This window comes from Paraburkholderia sp. GAS199 (assembly GCF_050436585.1).
Taxonomy (GTDB): domain Bacteria; phylum Pseudomonadota; class Gammaproteobacteria; order Burkholderiales; family Burkholderiaceae; genus Paraburkholderia.
Map to the genome: position 1 here is coordinate 74,765 of NZ_JBNDMM010000007.1, position 17,321 is coordinate 92,085.

At 63.0% G+C, this 17,321-nt stretch carries 17 protein-coding genes; 9 read left to right on the forward strand and 8 right to left on the reverse strand.

The features are described 5' to 3' along the window. Nucleotides 1–28: 28 nt before the first annotated feature. The 6 genes from P3T18_RS24790 to P3T18_RS24815 all read right to left on the reverse strand — a co-directional run bounded on the left by P3T18_RS24790 (nt 29) and on the right by P3T18_RS24815 (nt 7,544). Nucleotides 29–523, reverse strand: a complete 495-nt coding sequence (locus tag P3T18_RS24790) for an N-acetyltransferase family protein (protein WP_429302618.1) — start codon at nt 521–523, stop codon at nt 29–31. Further along, nucleotides 523–798 carry a hypothetical protein gene (locus tag P3T18_RS24795; protein ID WP_028199219.1) on the reverse strand — a complete coding sequence of 92 codons (276 nt, stop codon included), beginning with the start codon at nt 796–798 and terminating at the stop codon, nt 523–525. The genes P3T18_RS24790 and P3T18_RS24795 overlap by 1 nt, the downstream gene beginning before the upstream one ends. Nucleotides 799–881: 83 nt before the next feature. Next, the gene (gene moeA / locus P3T18_RS24800) at nt 882–2,183 is read right to left on the reverse strand and encodes a molybdopterin molybdotransferase MoeA (RefSeq protein ID WP_429302619.1); all 1,302 of its coding nucleotides are present in this window, start codon (nt 2,181–2,183) and stop codon (nt 882–884) included. A gap of 72 nt (nt 2,184–2,255) precedes the next feature. Continuing rightward, nucleotides 2,256–2,816 (reverse strand): molybdenum cofactor guanylyltransferase MobA, encoded by a 561-nt coding sequence (mobA, locus tag P3T18_RS24805; RefSeq protein ID WP_429302977.1) that lies wholly within the window; start codon nt 2,814–2,816, stop codon nt 2,256–2,258. Nucleotides 2,817–2,894: 78 nt separating this feature from the next. After that, nucleotides 2,895–4,001 (reverse strand): GTP 3',8-cyclase MoaA, encoded by a 1,107-nt coding sequence (moaA, locus tag P3T18_RS24810; protein ID WP_429302620.1) that lies wholly within the window; start codon nt 3,999–4,001, stop codon nt 2,895–2,897. Between the two features lie 174 nt (nt 4,002–4,175). Then, nucleotides 4,176–7,544 carry an Rne/Rng family ribonuclease gene (locus tag P3T18_RS24815; protein WP_429302621.1) on the reverse strand — a complete coding sequence of 1,123 codons (3,369 nt, stop codon included), beginning with the start codon at nt 7,542–7,544 and terminating at the stop codon, nt 4,176–4,178. Nucleotides 7,545–8,278: 734 nt separating this feature from the next. Between P3T18_RS24815 and P3T18_RS24820 the strand changes: the two genes are divergently transcribed. Genes P3T18_RS24820 through P3T18_RS24835 form a run of 4 tightly spaced genes read left to right on the forward strand, consistent with a single transcriptional unit; the run spans nt 8,279 to nt 11,398 of the window. Beyond that, entirely contained in the window at nt 8,279–9,304 is a 1,026-nt protein-coding gene (locus P3T18_RS24820) for an RluA family pseudouridine synthase (protein WP_429302978.1), read from the forward strand. Then, a complete protein-coding gene (locus P3T18_RS24825; protein WP_429302622.1) occupies nt 9,297–9,956 on the forward strand; it encodes an HAD-IA family hydrolase in 660 nt (219 codons plus the stop codon). Before P3T18_RS24820 ends, P3T18_RS24825 begins: the two co-directional genes overlap by 8 nt. Next, entirely contained in the window at nt 9,953–10,360 is a 408-nt protein-coding gene (locus tag P3T18_RS24830) for a Rieske (2Fe-2S) protein (RefSeq protein WP_429302623.1), read from the forward strand. Before P3T18_RS24825 ends, P3T18_RS24830 begins: the two co-directional genes overlap by 4 nt. A gap of 33 nt (nt 10,361–10,393) precedes the next feature. Continuing rightward, a complete protein-coding gene (locus P3T18_RS24835) occupies nt 10,394–11,398 on the forward strand; it encodes a S49 family peptidase (RefSeq protein WP_429302624.1) in 1,005 nt (334 codons plus the stop codon). Between the two features lie 93 nt (nt 11,399–11,491). On the opposite strand, the gene P3T18_RS24840 is transcribed toward P3T18_RS24835, so the two are convergent. Next, the gene (locus tag P3T18_RS24840) at nt 11,492–12,211 is read right to left on the reverse strand and encodes an SAM-dependent methyltransferase (RefSeq protein WP_429302625.1); all 720 of its coding nucleotides are present in this window, start codon (nt 12,209–12,211) and stop codon (nt 11,492–11,494) included. After that, on the reverse strand, nt 12,208–12,825 hold the full coding sequence (locus tag P3T18_RS24845) for a Maf-like protein (RefSeq protein WP_429302626.1): 618 nt from the start codon (nt 12,823–12,825) through the stop codon (nt 12,208–12,210). Before P3T18_RS24845 ends, P3T18_RS24840 begins: the two co-directional genes overlap by 4 nt. 235 nt (nt 12,826–13,060) lie before the next feature. On the opposite strand from P3T18_RS24845, the gene P3T18_RS24850 reads away from it, so the two are divergent. The 5 genes from P3T18_RS24850 to fabD all read left to right on the forward strand — a co-directional run bounded on the left by P3T18_RS24850 (nt 13,061) and on the right by fabD (nt 17,295). Then, entirely contained in the window at nt 13,061–13,705 is a 645-nt protein-coding gene (locus tag P3T18_RS24850; RefSeq protein ID WP_429302979.1) for a DUF177 domain-containing protein, read from the forward strand. A 101-nt stretch (nt 13,706–13,806) separates the two neighbouring features. Then, nucleotides 13,807–13,986, forward strand: a complete 180-nt coding sequence (rpmF, locus tag P3T18_RS24855; RefSeq protein WP_006051932.1) for a 50S ribosomal protein L32 — start codon at nt 13,807–13,809, stop codon at nt 13,984–13,986. A 172-nt stretch (nt 13,987–14,158) separates the two neighbouring features. Next, nucleotides 14,159–15,265: a phosphate acyltransferase PlsX gene (plsX, locus tag P3T18_RS24860; RefSeq protein ID WP_429302627.1), complete on the forward strand. Its 1,107-nt coding sequence runs from the start codon at nt 14,159–14,161 to the stop codon at nt 15,263–15,265. Next, nucleotides 15,265–16,254, forward strand: a complete 990-nt coding sequence (locus P3T18_RS24865) for a beta-ketoacyl-ACP synthase III (RefSeq protein WP_429302628.1) — start codon at nt 15,265–15,267, stop codon at nt 16,252–16,254. The genes plsX and P3T18_RS24865 overlap by 1 nt, the downstream gene beginning before the upstream one ends. 105 nt (nt 16,255–16,359) lie before the next feature. Beyond that, nucleotides 16,360–17,295, forward strand: coding sequence for an ACP S-malonyltransferase (gene fabD, locus P3T18_RS24870; RefSeq protein ID WP_429302629.1), 936 nt, complete (start codon nt 16,360–16,362; stop codon nt 17,293–17,295). Nucleotides 17,296–17,321: the final 26 nt, after the last annotated feature.

Sequence of the window (17,321 nt, forward strand, 5' to 3'; positions counted from 1 at the left end):
GCGTTCGAGCCGAATTTCAAGCGGTATTTCAAGCGCCGGGGCGGGCGGTCGCGGCCAGTTGTTCGAGCGCGCCGCCTGTCAGCCGCACGACGCGCCAGTCGGGCATGACCGTCGCGCCCAATTTTTCGTAGAAACCGATAGCCTGTTTGTTCCAGTCCAGCACGGTCCACTCGAAACGTCCGCATTGCCGCTCCACCGCGATCGACGCGAGGTGCGCCAGCAAGGCCGTGCCGAGACCGCTGCCGCGTTGTGACGGCTGCACGTAGACATCTTCCAGGTAGAGCCCGCGTTTGCCCACGAAGCTCGAATAATTATGGAAGAACAACGCGTATCCCACGATGCGCTCACCGTCTTGCGCAACCAGTGCCTCGATGGACGGGCGTGGGCCAAATAGCGCGTCGTGCAAGCCGTCCTGAGTGGCGACGAATACGTGCGTCAGGCTTTCGAACTCGGCCAGTTCGTAAGTCAGTGCGAAGATCGCGGCGACGTCGGCGGGCGTGGCCTCGCGAATCTCCGCGGTCATCACGCTTCTTCCGGCGCGTCGGTCAGCTGGATTTCAATGCCGCCGAAACGCGACGCTACCCAGTTGTACGCATGGCAAGCAATCCACAGCAGGACGAAGCCGAGAATCGCATTGAGCAGCAGCGCGCTGAACACCGTGCTCAGTTCCACGGAGCCGTAGCGAATGAACGCAACCAGCACGCCGAGCAGCACGATAGGCACCGAGAAGGTCAGATACACGAGGATAAGCGCCTTGGCCGTTTGTCCCGGTGCAATGAACGAGATCTGTTTTTTCATCTAAGTCAAACCCGTGTGTCGTAGTGGTAATGGGTAATTTTTTAATCTGAATCTGCCGCCGTGATCGCAGGTGGCGGGCAGTGTCAGATGAGCCCGTCGAACAGCATGATCTCGACGCGTTCGCCCTCGGCGATATCGGCCTGGTCATGACCGAGTATCAGGAAGCAATTCGCCTCGCTCATCGAACTCAGCACGCCGGAGCTTTGCGAGCCGGTGGGCGTGACGTGCCACTCGCCTTGCGCGTCGCGCGCGGCAACGCCACGCTGGAATTCGGTGCGCCCGGCGCGCTTGCGGATCGGTTGACGGCTTGCTGCGTGAATGACCGGCAGCGGCGACGGCGTGGCGCCGGCCATCAGCAGCAATGTTTCGCGCACGATCTGGTAGAAGGTCACCATGACGGCGACGGGATTGCCCGGCAAGCCGAAGAATAACGCAGGCAGCCCGACGCCCGGACGTTCACCGGACCAGACGCGGCCGAAGGCGAGCGGGCGCCCCGGACGCATCGCCAGACTCCAGAAGGCGACGTCGCCGAACGTGCGTAACAACTGCTTGGTGAAATCCGCCTCGCCGACCGAAACGCCGCCCGAGGTGAGTACCACGTCGGCGCTGGCCGCGGCGCTGCGCAACGCGGCCTCGAGCGCAGCGGGCTCGTCGCGCACGACGCCGAGATCGAGCGTGTCCACATTCAGACGCCGCAGCATGGCAAACAGCGTGTAGCGATTGCTGTCGTAGACGCAGCCCGATTCGAGCGGCTGGCCGATCGAGCGAAGTTCGTCGCCGGTCGAAAAGAACGCCACGCGCAGGCGTCGACGCACATGAACTTCGCCGATGCCGAGCGAGGCCAGCAAGCCGAGATCCGAAGCGCGCATGATGCGGCCGGCGCGCAACGCTACATGGCCGCGCGCGAGGTCTTCGCCAGCCAGCCGGCGATTGCCGCCGGCTTTGACGGCGGCGGCGGAAAAACGGATCGAACTGGCGTCGGCGCTTCGCTCCACGAGTTCTTGTGGCACGACCGTGTCGCAATCGGCGGGCATGCAGGCGCCCGTCATGACGCGCACGCATTCGGTGGCCCCGATGTGGCCGGGAAACGGATGACCCGCCAGCGCCTTGCCGGCGATCGTCAGCTCCACGGTGCTCGCGGCGGCGTCGAGCGCCGAGCCTTTGAACGCGTAACCGTCCATCGCGGAGTTGTCGTGCGCGGGGACGTCGATGGGCGAGACGATGTCCTCGGCCAGCACGCGGTCTAGCGCATCGCGCAGCGGCACGCGCTCGACCGCGTCGACCGGCGTTGCCCATTGGCGGACAATCGCCTGAGCAGCCGGAACGGGTAGCGCGTGAGGATCGTACTGCGCGACGCAGCTTGAAAATTCGTTAGGCGTGGTCATGAAGGGCTGGGCGTCGCGACCGGAGGCGCGAGCGGCAATGCCGTGCGGCCGGAGCAGGATTTCAACCGGGCCTCAGGAACGCTCGAGGTCGGCGAGTTCTTGTAACGAATTGATATTGTAAAACGCGCGCTCGTCGGTAAAGACGACTTCCACGGTCGTGTGGCGTTCGTACCACGCGCGTACCTTACGTTCGCCTGCTTCCAGATAGGCTGCGAGCGAGTCCGCCAGACGGGTGTGAAGGAGGGCGAAGACCGGGTGCAGCGAGCGGTTCCCGTCGGCACCGAGCGTGGTGACGGTGGCGATATCCGCGTGACTGGCTTGCAGCGCTTCTTCAAGACGCGCCGCGAGATCGGCGGGAAAGCCGGGCGTATCGCACGGCGCGCTCAGTAACAGTTCGGTGGTGGTGCAGCGCAAGCCGGCGAGCAGGCCGGCCAGCGGTCCCGGAAAGCCAGGCAAAGTGTCGGCGACGACGTTCGCGCCGAACGGCGTGCCCAACGCGGTGTACACATCGGCGTGCCGGTTGGCGCTGATCAGCAGCTTGCTGGTTTGCGGCGCAAGGCGCTTCAGGACATGCGAGGCGAGCGGTTCGCCGCGCAATAGTTGCAGGCCTTTGTCCACGCCGCCCATCCGCATGCCACGGCCGCCGGCGAGAACAAGACCGGTGATGCGTGCCTGCCCGTGCGTTGTCGGCGTGCTCGCGATTTCGCTCACTCAGCCGCCGATATACGACATTTCTACGCGGCGCCCGTCGCGCGGAACCAGTTCGGCCGTATTGCTGCCGCGCAGTTGCGAGTAACGGTCGCTGCGGTCCTGCCAGATTTCGGCGATGGCGGTAGCGATTTCGGCGTCGTCGGCGCCGGTGCGCAGCAGCGCGCGCAAGTCGTGACCCGACGAGGCGAACAGACAAAGATACAGTTTGCCTTCGGTCGACAAGCGGGCGCGCGTGCAGGTGCTGCAAAACGCCCGCGTCACGCTGGAAATCACGCCGATCTCGCCGCCATCCACGTAGCCCCAGCGTTGGGCGGTCTCGCCCGCGCTGTGCGCTTCGAGCGGCACCAGCGGGAAATGTTCGGCGATGCGCCCGACGACATCGGCGGACGGCAGAACTTCGGTCATGTTCCAGCCGTTCGACGTGCCGACGTCCATATATTCGATAAACCGCAGCACGACGCCCGAGCCTTTGAAATGCCGCGCCATCGGCACGATTTCGCTGTCGTTGGTGCCGCGTTTGACCACCATGTTGACCTTCACCGGCGCGAGTCCCACGGCGTGGGCCGCGGCAATACCGTCGAGCACGTCGGCGACGGCGAAGTCGGCGTCGTTCATCCGGCGGAAGAGGGTGTCGTCGAGCGCGTCGAGGCTGACGGTCACGCGGCTCAGGCCGGCGTCACGCAAACTGCGAGCTTTGCGCTCGAGCAGTGAGCCGTTGGTGGTGAGCGTCAGATCGAGCGGACGGCCTTCCGGCGTGGTAAGCCGCGCGAGGCGCTCGATAAGGAATTCCAGATTCTTACGCAGCAGCGGCTCGCCGCCGGTCAAACGGATTTTTTCGACGCCATGTGCGACGAACAGACGCGCCAGTCGCTCGATTTCCTCGAAGCTAAGCAGCGCGCTGTGGGGAAGAAACTCATAGTTCTTGTCGAATACCGCGCGCGGCATGCAATACACGCAACGGAAATTGCATCGGTCGGTTACCGAAATGCGCAGGTCGCGCAGCGGACGCGCCATTGCGTCGTGCAGCACGCCGCTGGGCGCCTGCACGGGGCCGGAGACAACCGGCCTCGCGCTGAAGTCGGTAACAGGAATGATGCGTCGCGACATGAGTTACTTCGTGAATGCCTGTAAGAAAACAGACTTTCATTCTAACGGAAATGGCCGAGCTTCCCCCTGCACCCCAAGGGCTATCGGGGTATACCGGAAGACGCATGAACCGGCGGGCATCCATAAAAACAAAAAGCCCGCCGGTTTGGGCGGGCTTTCTGTGTTTCGGCTTGCTTACTGCGGATGCTTGCCGGTTTCCACCATCTGCATCGGCGCGGTTTCGACCGGCGGCAACGCCTTACGCTCGCGACCCACCCGAACCGGCTTGACGGCCTGAGCGGCCGCTTCCTGCGCGGCGCGGAACTTGTCGGCGTCCGTATTCACCCAGACGAGGCCGGCTTGTTCCAGGACCGGCTTGAGCGCTTCGTCAGTCGACGCCGTGCTGCGAGCAGCTTGCGGCGCCACGGCGACCGGTGCCGGCTCGACCGCGGGTTCGACTGCCTGAACCGCTGCAGGCTCGAATGCCGGTGCGACTACCGGAGCCGGTGCCGTTTGCGCGACGACCGGTGCAGGCTCGACGATTTCCGCTTGCGGTGCGGGCTGGACGGCCGGTGCTTCAACCGGAGCGGCCGGAGCCGGGGCTTCAGCGTGGACCGGTGCAACTTCGGCTTGCGCGGCAACCGGTGCGGCAGCGCTTTCGACCGGCGTTTCGGCCGGGGTGTGAAGCGGGATGTGAACCGGCGCTTCAGCCGTTACATGAGCCGGCGCGTCGACGTGAGCGACCGGTTCGACGAGCGAAACCGTTTCGCTAGCGGCCGGCGCAGCCTGTGCCGTTTCGACCGGCGCGGCGGCTTGCGCCACCGGAGCCTGTTCGACCGGCACCGCGGTTTCCGACTTTGCTGCCTTCTCGACGGCCAGAGCCGGCGTTTCGGCGGTAGCGTGCAGTTCGGTTACCACGGCGGTTTCCGTGGCAACTGCTGCAACCACGACTTCCACCGGCGTCACTTCCGTCGCCTGATGCGTCCCGGCGCTGGCTTCTTCGAGCTTACGCTCGGCCGGCTGATGCGCGGTGCGGACCGGTGCTTCTTCGCCGACGTTGGCATTGTCGCCTTCGGCTTCCGCGACATCCGCAGCCAGATTGCCGTTCACGTCTTCTTCACGCTCACGACGACCACCGCGACGACCGCGACGACGACGGCGGCGTTCTTCACCGTCACGCGCCACGGCTTCCTGATCGACCGGCGCGCCGGTTTCGGTCAGGGCAGCCTGATTTTGCGCCAGTTCTTCGGCCGATTGCGCTTCGCCCTGTATCAGGGCGTCTGCTGCTTCCGCCTGCGGCTTGCGGCGCTCGCCGCGCTCTGCACGCTCGCCACGTTCACGGCGCTCGCCGCGTTCCTGACGTTCACCACGTTCGGCGCGCGGTGCGCCATCCACGGTTTCCGGGCGTTCAGCGCTGCGATTGTCGCGCTCGCGACCCTCACGCGGCTCGCGAGCCTCGCGCGGTTCGCGGCCCTCGCGGGCTTCACGCGGCTCACGATTGCCACGCGGTTCGCGTCCTTCGCGTCCTTCACGTCCTTCGCGGGCTTCACGGGCCTCGCGAGGTTCACGACCCTCACGCACCTCACGCACCTCACGACCTTCGCGCGGTTCACGTTCTTCGCGACGTTGCGACGGTTGCTGGCCTTGAGCTTGACGGCCGCCGGCCGCACCTTCGCTACGGCCGGCTGCGTCGCGGCCGCCTGCGCCGCTACGGCGATTGCGGTTGCGCTCGCCGCCACGTTCGCCGGTGCGTTCACCGCGTTCCGTGCGTTCGCCGCGTTGCGGACGTGCCGGCTTCTCGGTGGTAGCCGGAGCGACCGGCGCCGGAGCGGACGGTTGCATGCCGAACAGGTTCTTCAACCAGCCGATGAAACCGCCGCTCGCCGGCGTGACCGCCACGGGAGCCGGCGTTGCAGCCGGACGAACCGGGGCGCTCGGCGCCGGCTTCTCAGGCGTGATGCCCTTGACCGCCGCTTCCTGCTTCGGCTTCACTTCTTCGGTGCGCTTGCTGTAGCCGGTTTCCGACTCGAGCTCGCGAGCCGCTTCTTCGGCCATCTTCCACGAAGCGCGCGGATCGTCGAGGCGCGCGTCGTCGTGACGCAGACGCTCGAGTTTGTAGTGCGGCGTGTCCAGATGCTTGTTCGGGATCAGGACGACATTGACCTTGAAACGCGATTCGATCTTGTTGATTTCGGCGCGCTTTTCGTTCAGCAGGAAGGCGGTCACTTCGACCGGCACCTGGCAATGGATCGCCGCGGTGTTTTCCTTCATCGCTTCTTCCTGAATGATCCGCAGCACTTGCAGCGCGGACGATTCGGTATCGCGGATGTGGCCCGTGCCGTTACAACGCGGGCACGTGACGTGGCTTCCTTCCGACAGGGCCGGGCGCAGACGCTGACGCGACAGTTCCATCAGGCCGAAGCGCGAGATCTTGCCCATCTGGACGCGAGCGCGGTCGTGCTTGAGCGCGTCTTTCAGGCGTTGCTCGACTTCACGCTGGCTCTTGGCCGATTCCATGTCGATGAAGTCGATCACGATCAGGCCGCCCAGGTCGCGCAGGCGCAACTGGCGGGCGACTTCGTCGGCGGCTTCGAGGTTGGTGCGCGCGGCGGTTTCCTCGATGTCGGCGCCCTTGGTGGCGCGCGCCGAGTTCACGTCGATCGCGACCAGTGCTTCCGTGTGGTCGATCACGATTGCGCCGCCCGAAGGCAGCGGCACCGTGCGCGAGTACGCGGTTTCGATCTGGTGTTCGATCTGGAAGCGCGAGAAGAGCGGCACGTCGTCGTGGTAGCGCTTCACCTTGCTGACATTATCCGGCATCACGATATCCATGAAGGCGCGTGCCTGGTCATGGATTTCGGTGGTGTCGATCAGAATTTCGCCGATGTCGGGCTGGAAGTAATCGCGGATCGCGCGGATCACGAGGCTCGATTCGAGATAAATCAGCATCGGCTGACCGCTCGAACCGCTTTGCGACGCGGCCTCGATGGCGCGCCACAGTTGCATCAGGTAGTTCAGGTCCCACTGCAGCTCTTCGGCCGAGCGGCCGATACCGGCCGTGCGAGCGATGATGCTCATGCCTTCCGGCAATTGCAGTTGCGCCATGGTTTCGCGCAGTTCCTGACGGTCGTCGCCTTCGATCCGGCGCGACACGCCGCCGCCGCGCGGGTTGTTCGGCATCAGCACAAGGTAGCGGCCGGCAAGCGAGATGAACGTGGTCAGGGCCGCGCCCTTGTTGCCGCGCTCTTCTTTTTCAACCTGGACGATCAGTTCCTGGCCCTCGCGCAGGGCGTCCTGGATGCGCGCGGAGCGCATATCGACGCCGTCGCGGAAGTACTGGCGGGCGACTTCCTTGAACGGGAGAAAACCGTGGCGGTCTTCGCCGTAGTTGACGAAACAGGCTTCGAGCGACGGCTCGATGCGCGTAATGATGCCCTTGTAAATATTGCCTTTGCGCTGTTCGCGCCCGGCGGTTTCGATGTCGATATCGATGAGTTTTTGCCCATCGACGATGGCTACGCGCAGTTCTTCCTGCTGCGTTGCGTTGAACAACATTCGTTTCATTGAACGGCTCCAGAGCGGCTTAGCGTGGCCGCCGGCTGCGCGGTTGTCAGTCGCGAGAGCCGGCGGGCAGCGGCATGCCGCGCCTTATTGTGTTTTCACAAAGCACGCTGGAGCGGGAAAAATGGCGGGAGAATTGCCTGAGAGGGCCCGGCCCCATTAGCTGAGGGGCACGGTGCCGCAGGGCACATGCGAACACGGCTTCAAATAACGACCCGACACGCCGCGGGTTCTGCCAGCAGACCTTCATAAGCCTTTCGTCCACTCTCGCCGGTGCGCCAACTGGGCGCGTGACCGGAGGGTCGGAGGCTGCGGTCATGCCGCAACGGGAAGTTCGCGCAGGCGGCGCGTCTTTTCCTGCTGGGGGTGTCTCGCCTCATTTTGACGTCGCCATGTCTTGTACTTTCTACAAGACGCCTCGGGCGCACGCCGTATTTTCGCAACTCGCAGCTTCGTACAGCAGGGCGTCAGTCCGCCCTCTACTCAAGCTGAAAGTTAAATTCTTTTTTACCAAAATTCCGTTACCGTCGAAGCTGACCTTGACCGAACGCGCCTGTGGGCGCCGTCCCTGCCGGGCACTGACTTCGTGCGTGCAACTTGTTGCATCTCATTTTCAGGGTGAGCAACCAGACCCCGGCGCAAGTAAAATAACGGTTTATCGCTTGCACCTGCGCAATCCGCCCGAATTCCGGACACTGCGCCGGCCGCCGCAGACTGCTGGGCAAATTATATTCAGAATGAAAGAGTTAGGCAAAATATCCCAGAAATCGGTCGCAAGCGACCAGGTCTCGATGATCGAGATCGACGACAGTGCGGCCGGACAGCGCATTGACAACTTCCTTTTGCGCGTCTGTAAAGGCGTGCCCAAGAGCCATATCTATCGCATTCTGCGCAGCGGCGAAGTACGCGTGAATAAGGGCCGGATAGACGCGCAGTACCGCCTGGAACTGGGCGATCTGGTGCGCGTGCCGCCCATTCGCGTCGCCCAGCCCAACGAGCCGGCGGCCCACGCGCCGATTCCCGGCGCCGACTTCCGGATCATTTTCGAAGACGACCACATGCTCGTCATCGATAAACCGGCCGGCGTGGCGGTTCACGGTGGCAGCGGCGTCGCGTTCGGCGTGATCGAGCAGATGCGCGAGGCGCGGCCTCAGGCCAAGTTTCTCGAACTCGTGCACCGTCTGGACCGCGAAACGTCCGGCATCCTCATGCTGGCCAAGAAGCGTTCGGCGCTGGTGAACCTCCACGAGCAGATTCGCGAGAACAAGATGGATAAGCGCTACTATGCGTGCGTCCATGGCCAGTGGGCGAGCGATTGGGGCCGGCGGCGTGCCGTCAAGGAGCCCTTGCACAAATATCTGACGGCAGACGGCGAGCGGCGCGTGCGCGTTCAGGCCGACGGCCTGGCGTCGCACACAGTTTTCAATCTGATCGACCGTTGGCCGGAATACGCGCTGCTCGAGGCCGAACTGAAGACGGGCCGTACGCACCAGATTCGTGTGCACTTGCAGCATCTGGAACTGCCGATCGTCGGCGATGCCAAATACGGCGATTTCGCCCTCAACAAGGCTTTGGCGAGGGCCAACGCCAAGCCGGGCCTGAAGCGCATGTTCCTGCACGCTTATCGGCTCAAGCTGGCGCATCCGTCCACCGGCGCGCCGCTGCAGTTCGAGGCGCCACTGCCGGCAGAATGCCGCGCGTTCATCGCGCAGCTCAACGAATTACGAAATGGGTCGAACCCGGAGACGACAACGCATGGCTAGAGAGCAATTTGACCTGATCGTCTTCGACTGGGACGGAACGCTAATGGATTCGACCGCGCACATCACGCGCAGCATCCAGTCGGCGTGCCGCGATCTCGGCTTGCCGGTTCCCGCCGACGAGGCCGCCAGCTACGTGATCGGTCTGGGTCTGCGCGATGCGCTGCAGATCGCCGCGCCCACGCTCGATCCGTCCGATTACCCGCGCCTCGCTGAGCGTTACCGTTTCCACTATCTGGTGAAGGATCAGACCACCGAACTGTTCGTCGGCGTGCGCGAAATGCTGCAGGATCTGCGCGATCAGGGTTATCTGCTGGCTGTCGCAACCGGCAAGAGCCGCGTCGGACTGAACCGCGCACTCGATCAGTCACGCCTGACCAGCCTGTTCGACGGTACCCGCTGCGCCGACGAAACCTTCTCCAAGCCGCATCCGGCCATGCTTCACGAATTGACGCGCGAACTCGGGCAAGATCCGGCGCGCACGGTGATGGTCGGCGATACGACACACGATCTGCAAATGGCGATCAACGCAGGTGTGGCGGGCATCGGCGTGACCTACGGCGCGCATCCGGCCGACTCGCTGACGGCGCTGTCGCCTAAATTCGTGGCGTCGAGCGTCGGCGCGTTGTCTTCGTGGCTGCGAGAGAACGCATGAGCACGGCGGAAAATACGGGCGGGGCGGCCGAGGCCGTGCGCATCTGCGCGTCCATCGATCTGGTGGACGGCGGGGCGGGTGTGCGCCGTGCGGCCACCCTGGGCGGCGGCGAGGTGGTGGTGTTTTTTGTTCGCTATGACGGGCAGGCCTACGGCTACCTGAACCGCTGCGCGCACGTTCCCATGGAACTCGACTGGGCCGAGGGCCAGTTCTTCGAATCGTCCGGTTTATACTTGATGTGCGCTACTCACGGGGCGATTTACGCGCCGGACACCGGAAAATGCGTTGGCGGCCCGTGCCGTGGCGGGCGCTTGCGTCCCGTTCAGGTGGACGAACGCGACACGCCAGAGGGCCGCGCGGTATTCTGGTTGCCGGACGGTGAATTGCGCCCGGTAACACCCTGATTTTTCCTCCTTCGACCCATTCCACTGCACCGCATGTCCGACAATTTGACGCCCGAACCGAAGGAACCCTCCCTGACGGGCCGCGCCCGCCCGCCTGCCGACGAGCCGGGATGGGAGCGGGCCGCGCTCGAACGCATCGCGCTGGCGGCTATTAACGAGCAGCGCTCCGCGCGCCGGTGGAAAATCTTTTTCCGCTTCGTCTTTCTGATTGTCTTTTTGATTGCAATCTGGGCCGCAATCGATTTCTCCGGCGATAAAGTCGCGGCAACCGGCCGTCATACGGCGATGGTGACACTTGACGGCGAAATATCTGCCGATACCAATGCGAACGCTGAAGATATCGATGCCGCGCTGGCCAGTGCGTTCGACGATTCCGGTACCGCCGGCGTCATCCTGCGATGCAATAGCCCTGGTGGCAGCCCGGTGCAAGCGGGCATCATCTACAGCGAAATTCGTCGATTGCGTGCCAAATATCCGGCTATTCCGCTGTATGTGGTCGTCGGCGACATGTGTGCGTCCGGCGGCTACTATGCTGCGGCCGCGGCGGACAAGATCTACGTCGACAAGGCGAGCATTGTTGGCTCAATCGGCGTGCTGATGGACAGTTTTGGGTTCACCGGCCTGATGGACAAGCTGGGCGTGCAAAGGCGTTTGCATACTTCAGGCGAGAACAAGGGCTTTTTCGACCCATTCTCGCCGGAAACGCCGAAGATGGACGAACATGCGCAAGATATGCTCGATCAGATTCATGCGCAGTTCATCGACGCTGTGCGTCAAGGGCGGGGCAAGCGTCTGCATGAAACGCCGGACATGTTCTCGGGCCTGTTCTGGACGGGCCAAAAGAGTGTCGAACTCGGCCTAGCAGATGGTTTCGGCGACGCGGACTACGTCGCGCGCGAACTCTTCAAAGCGCCGGATATCGTCGATTACACGGTAAAAGAGAGTATTACGGACCGTGTAGCGCGTAAGTTCGGCGCTGCGGTCGGAAGCGGCGCTGTACACGCCATGGCGCTCGGCGGGAAATTCAATCTGCGTTGAGCCGGCGCTGAAGTGGTAGTACTGAAATTAGAAAAGCCCTGTACGACGTAACAATGTCGCGCAGGGCTTTTTATTTGCCGTCAATCTTGGTCGTCAAACAGCCAGAATTAGAAAAATTGCCGGCCGTTTGTGCAGATCGACCGCTGGCTTCTTCTTCCAGTCGGCCACCGTCCGACTAACAATGTTTTCCGTTTCCAGCGTCAGATCCACGGCGACACAGACCAGCGTCGAAGGCGCGCAGGTTGCAAGCAGCGTGTCGAGCAATGGTTTGTTCCGATAGGGCGTTTCAATAAATATTTGCGTTTGTTTAGCTTTGCGCGACTGTTGCTCCAGATCGCGCAGGCGCTTGGCGCGCTCGGTGGCGTCGACCGGCAGGTAACCGTGAAAGGCGAAACTCTGACCGTTCAGGCCGGAAGCCATCAACGCCAGCAAAATCGAGCTCGGACCGACGAACGGCACGACCTTCACGCCGCGCTCGTGCGCGCGGCGCACGAGCAGCGCGCCGGGATCGGCTACAGCGGGGCAACCCGCTTCGGACACCAGGCCGGCGTCCGTGCCCGCCAGCAAAGGCGCGAGCAGCTTGTCGATCTCGCCGGCAGGCGTGTTCACATTCAACTCGCGAATCTCGATTTCCTGAATCGGGCGCTCCGTGCCGACTTTTTTCAGAAACGCGCGCGTAGTTTTGGCGTTTTCGCCGATGTAGTACTGCAAAGCGGCAGCGCGGGCGCGAACCGGCGCGGGCAGAACGGCGTCGAGTGCCGTGGCGTCGCCTTCGCCGAGCGTGTTGGGAATCAAATATAGTGTGCCGCTCATTGCGCCTCCAGCAGTGGATATCCGGCCGCGAGCAGCATGTTCGACAGCGCGATCAGCGGCAGGCCGACGAGCGCCGTCGGGTCGTCGGAGTGAATGGCCTCCAGTAAGGCAATGCCCAGTCCCTCGGACTTCGCGCTTCCCGCAACATCGTAGGGCGTTTCCGCGAGCAGGTAGGCGTCGAGTGCAGCGTCCGACAGATTGCGAAAGCGCACGCGGGTGATGACATCCGTCGTCTGGGCGGCGCCGGAGCGGCTGTCGAACAGGCAAAGGGCGCTGTGGAACAGGACTTCGCGGCCACGCATCGCCTGTAATTGGGCGAGGGCCTTGTCGTGCGAGCCGGGTTTGCCGATCTGCAGACCGTCGTAGGTCGCGACCTGATCGGAGCCGATCACGAGCGCGCCGTCGCTGCCGTCGAGATGGTGCGCCACCGCGCGCGCCTTCGACTCGGCAAGACGCAAGGCCGTCACTTCAGGGGCTTCGCCCGCGAGCGGCGTCTCGTCGACCGCTGGCACAACGACGTCGAACGGCACGCGAAGCCGCTCGAGCAGCTCGCGACGATAGCGCGAACTCGAAGCCAGAATCAGGCGTGGCGGGCGTTTGGGGGAATCAGGCATGGTCGACCGGAAGCAAAAGAGGCGGGGCGTACCGGCTCGCGCAAAACATGCGCGGGTACGGGCTTAAGTGTTTGACTCGAAAAGACAAAACGGATATGATTTTGGGCTTTTCATCGGTATGCTATTGCGCAGGCGGGCTATTCACGTGCACAAATCGTGCATCGTGTTGGCGTCTCGCGGGTTCTTTCGCAAACCGATTTACCCCGGCGAAATCCTTGCCGACGCAGGAGCGCACATGACTCAACATCCTGGCAACCCTGCTGGTCTGTCCGACCCGCATAGTCTCGATCTGTTCGAATTTGCGCGGAGTGGGCGCCAGGCCGCGGGTGTCGTGCGCGTCTCGCAACTGCCGCGCATGTTAAACGAAGTGCCGGCAGAAGCGCCAGACCGCGATACCGCGTTCACCTGGCAGGCAGAAGGAACGACGCAGCCGGAATTGCAGGACGATGGCACCGAGGGTCCGCAACCTTATTTAAGGATGGCGATTCACGGTTCCGCATGGCTCGAATGTCAGAGGTGCATGACACCGTACTTGCAGGCATTCAACGTCGATGCAACTTACCGGATCGTCAACACTGAGGCGGAAGCCGAAGAGTTTCCGCTCGACGAGGATGAAGTCGAAGTGATCGTGGGTTCGCGCCAGTTCGATCTCATCGACTTGATCGAAGAAGAGTTGCTGCTTTCCTTGCCGCTCGTGCCCAAGCACGAGGTATGTCCCAAAGTACACGAGAGCCTTGTCTCTGGTGTCGCGGGTACGGAAGGCGAGGCCGACGAAGCCTCGTTGGACGAAGCCGATGAGGGTGACGAACCCAAGCGGCCCAATCCTTTCGCGGCGCTCGAAAGTCTTAAGCGCGGTGAGTCGGGCGACAAGAAGCACTGAACAGTTGCATGGGAGCGCGATGCGGGCGCATTGGCCATTCGGCCTATGGCGGACACCGAGTCGGGCTGTGTTAGAATTCGGAAAATTTTTAGGAGTTAGTCATGGCAGTTCAACAAAATAAGAAGTCGCCGTCGAAGCGCGGCATGCACCGTTCGCACGATTTCCTGACGGCAGCGCCGCTGGCCGTGGAACCGAGCACGGGCGAAGTGCATCTGCGTCACCACGTTAGCCCGAACGGCTACTATCGCGGTAAGAAAGTCGTCAAGACGAAGAACGACTAATCGTTTCACTGCGTTGCGCCCTTTGGCGTTTCGCGTGGCGATCGGCTCGCTTGACATTTTCCCGGCTCGACAAAAAGGCGGCATTGATTTGCCGCTTTTTTGTGTCGAACGCAGTCTGCGCTGTAGTGCTGGCTGCGGTCCCATGCAGGGCGTCTGAAATTCGTCGCACTCCATGACAGTAAAGCTCACGATAGATTGCATGGGAGGCGACCACGGCCCGTCCGTGACCGTTCCCGCTGCCGTTAACTTCGTTCGCTCGCATCCCGATGCGCACTTGCTGCTGGTCGGCATTGAAAGTGCAATTCGCGCGCAGCTGAAAAAGCTAAAGGCTCAGGACCTGCCGGCGCTGACCGTCGTACCCGCTTCCGAAATCGTCGCAATGGACGATCCGGTTGAAGTCGCGCTGCGCAAGAAAAAAGATTCGTCCATGCGCGTGGCGCTGAACCGCGTCAAGGAAGGCGAGGCGCAAGCCTGCGTTTCCGCCGGCAATACCGGCGCGCTGATGGCGGTTTCTCGCTATGTGCTGAAAACGCTGTCGGGCATCGAACGCCCGGCCATCGCGTCAGCGCTGCCCAATCCCAATGGCTACACGATGATGCTCGACCTCGGCGCCAACGTCGATTGCGAGCCGCAGCATCTGCTGCAGTTCGCTGAGATGGGGCACGCGCTCGTGTCCGCGCTCGAAGGCAAGGAGCGGCCCACCATCGGCCTGCTCAACATCGGCGAAGAAGTCATCAAGGGTAACGACACCATCAAACGTGCGGGCGAACTGCTGCGTGCGAGTACACTCAACTTTCACGGCAATGTCGAAGGTAACGATATCTTCAAGGGCACGGTCGACGTCATCGTGTGCGATGGTTTCGTCGGCAATGTGGCACTGAAGACGTCGGAAGGCCTCGCGCAAATGCTCTCCAATATCATCAAGGAAGAGTTCGGCCGGTCGTGGCTCACGAAGGTTATGGCGGTTCTTGCGCTGCCGGTATTGATGCGCTTCAAGAAGCGCGTCGATCATCGGCAATACAATGGTGCTGCCCTGTTGGGTCTGCGCGGCCTCGTGATCAAGAGTCACGGTTCGGCAGACGCCTACGGGTTTGAGTGGGCTATCAAACGCGGGTATGATGCCGTCAAAAACGGCGTGCTGGAACGCCTTGCGCGTGCGATGGAAGAGAACGCGGGTTCTCTCGAACAGGCGGCGCGCGACACGAGCGGTGCGGGTCACGCAAGCCCGATCGCCGGCCAGCCCGCCGAGCCCTACGCTGCGCAATCCTCGAAGGCATAATGGCTCAATCGACAATTTTTTCCCGCGTGCTGGGCACCGGCAGCTACCTGCCGCCTGCGCGCGTCACCAATCAGGAACTGGCTGAACGTCTCGCCAGGCAAGGCGTCGAAACGAGCGACGAGTGGATCGTCGCCCGCACCGGCATCCACGCGCGGCACTTCGCCGATCCTGATGTCACCACCAGCGATCTGGCGCTCATCGCATCGCAACGCGCGATCGAAGCCGCCGACATCGATCCGCAATCCATCGATCTGATCATCGTTGCGACCTCCACGCCCGACTTCGTGTTTCCGAGTACGGCGTGCCTGTTGCAGAACAAGCTCGGCATCAAGAACCATGGCGCGGCGTTCGACGTTCAGGCGGTGTGCTCCGGTTTCGCCTACGCAGTCGCCACTGCCGACAGCTTCATCCGCAGCGGTCAGCATCGCACGGCGCTCGTGATCGGCGCAGAGACATTCTCCCGTATTCTCGACTTCAACGATCGCACCACCTGCGTGCTGTTCGGCGACGGTGCGGGCGCGGTGATCCTGCAGGCGTCCGAAGAGCCGGGCGTGCTCGCCAGTGCATTGCATGCCGATGGCAGCCACTCGAACATCCTGTGCACGCCGGGCAATGTGAACGGCGGTGTCGTCGCCGGAAGCGCTTTCTTGCATATGGATGGCCAGGCTGTCTTCAAGCTCGCCGTCAACGTGCTCGAAAAAGTTGCGGTCGAAGCGCTGGCCAAGGCCGATCTGACGGCCGACCAGATCGACTGGTTGATCCCGCACCAGGCCAACATCCGCATCATGCAAAGCACCTGTCGCAAGCTGGGCTTGCCGCAGGAACGCATGGTCGTCACGGTGGGCGAGCACGGCAATACGTCGGCTGCGTCCATTCCGCTCGCATTTGACGTCGCAGTGCGTGACGGCCGCATCAAGCGCGGCGAGAATGTGCTGATCGAAGGCGTCGGCGGCGGCTTCACATGGGGCGCGTCGGTCATCCGTTATTGATGATTCGATAGCCGCGGCGTCCATTGGCGCCGCTCGCGGCGCGCAGGCTCGGACGTGAGCCATTGCGCGCCACCCACATCTGACTAATTCGATTTTGGGGACGTTATGAAATTCGCGTTCGTTTTTCCTGGGCAGGGCTCGCAGGCCGTCGGTATGCTCAACGCGTTTGGCGACCACAGCGTGGTGCGCGAAACGATTCAGGAAGCCTCTGATGCGCTCAACCAGGACCTCGGCAAGCTGATCGCCGAAGGCCCCGTCGAAGACCTGAATCTGACCACCAACACCCAGCCCGTCATGCTGACTGCCGCGTACGCGATCTATCGCGCGTGGCAGCAGGCCGGAGGCCCGAAGCCGGCCATCGTCGCCGGTCACAGCCTCGGCGAATATACGGCGCTGGTCGCCGCGGGCGCGCTTGCGTTTCGCGATGCCGTGCCGCTCGTGCGTTTCCGCGCGCAGGCCATGCAGACGGCGGTGCCGGTTGGCGAGGGCGCCATGGCCGCTATTCTCGGTCTCGACGACGACACGGTTCGCGCGGTTTGCGCTGAGGCCTCGGCGGCGGGCGTCGCCGAAGCAGTCAACTTCAATGCGCCTGCTCAGGTCGTGATTGCCGGCCACAAGGCCGCGGTTGAAAAGGCGTGTGAAGTCGCCAAGGCAAAGGGCGCGAAACGCGCATTGCCGCTGCCGGTGTCGGCGCCGTTCCACTCGTCCTTGCTGAAGCCTGCGTCGGACCAGTTGCGCGAGTATCTCGCGAGCGTCGACGTGCAGGTGCCGTCGATCCCCGTGATCAACAACGTCGACGTTGCCGTGGTGAACGAGCCGGCCAAGATCAAGGACGCGCTCGTGCGTCAGGCGGCCGGTCCCGTGCGTTGGGTCGAGACTGTGCAGGCGATCGCCGCGCAGGGCGTCACGCACGTGATCGAATGCGGTCCGGGCAAGGTCCTTGCGGGTTTGACCAAGCGTATCGACGGCAATCTGGCCGGCGCGTCAGTGTTCGATCCCGCGTCGCTCGAAGAAACGCTCAAGCTCGTGACGGCTGCCTGAGCGGCGCGTTGCGCGCTTCCAGGTCG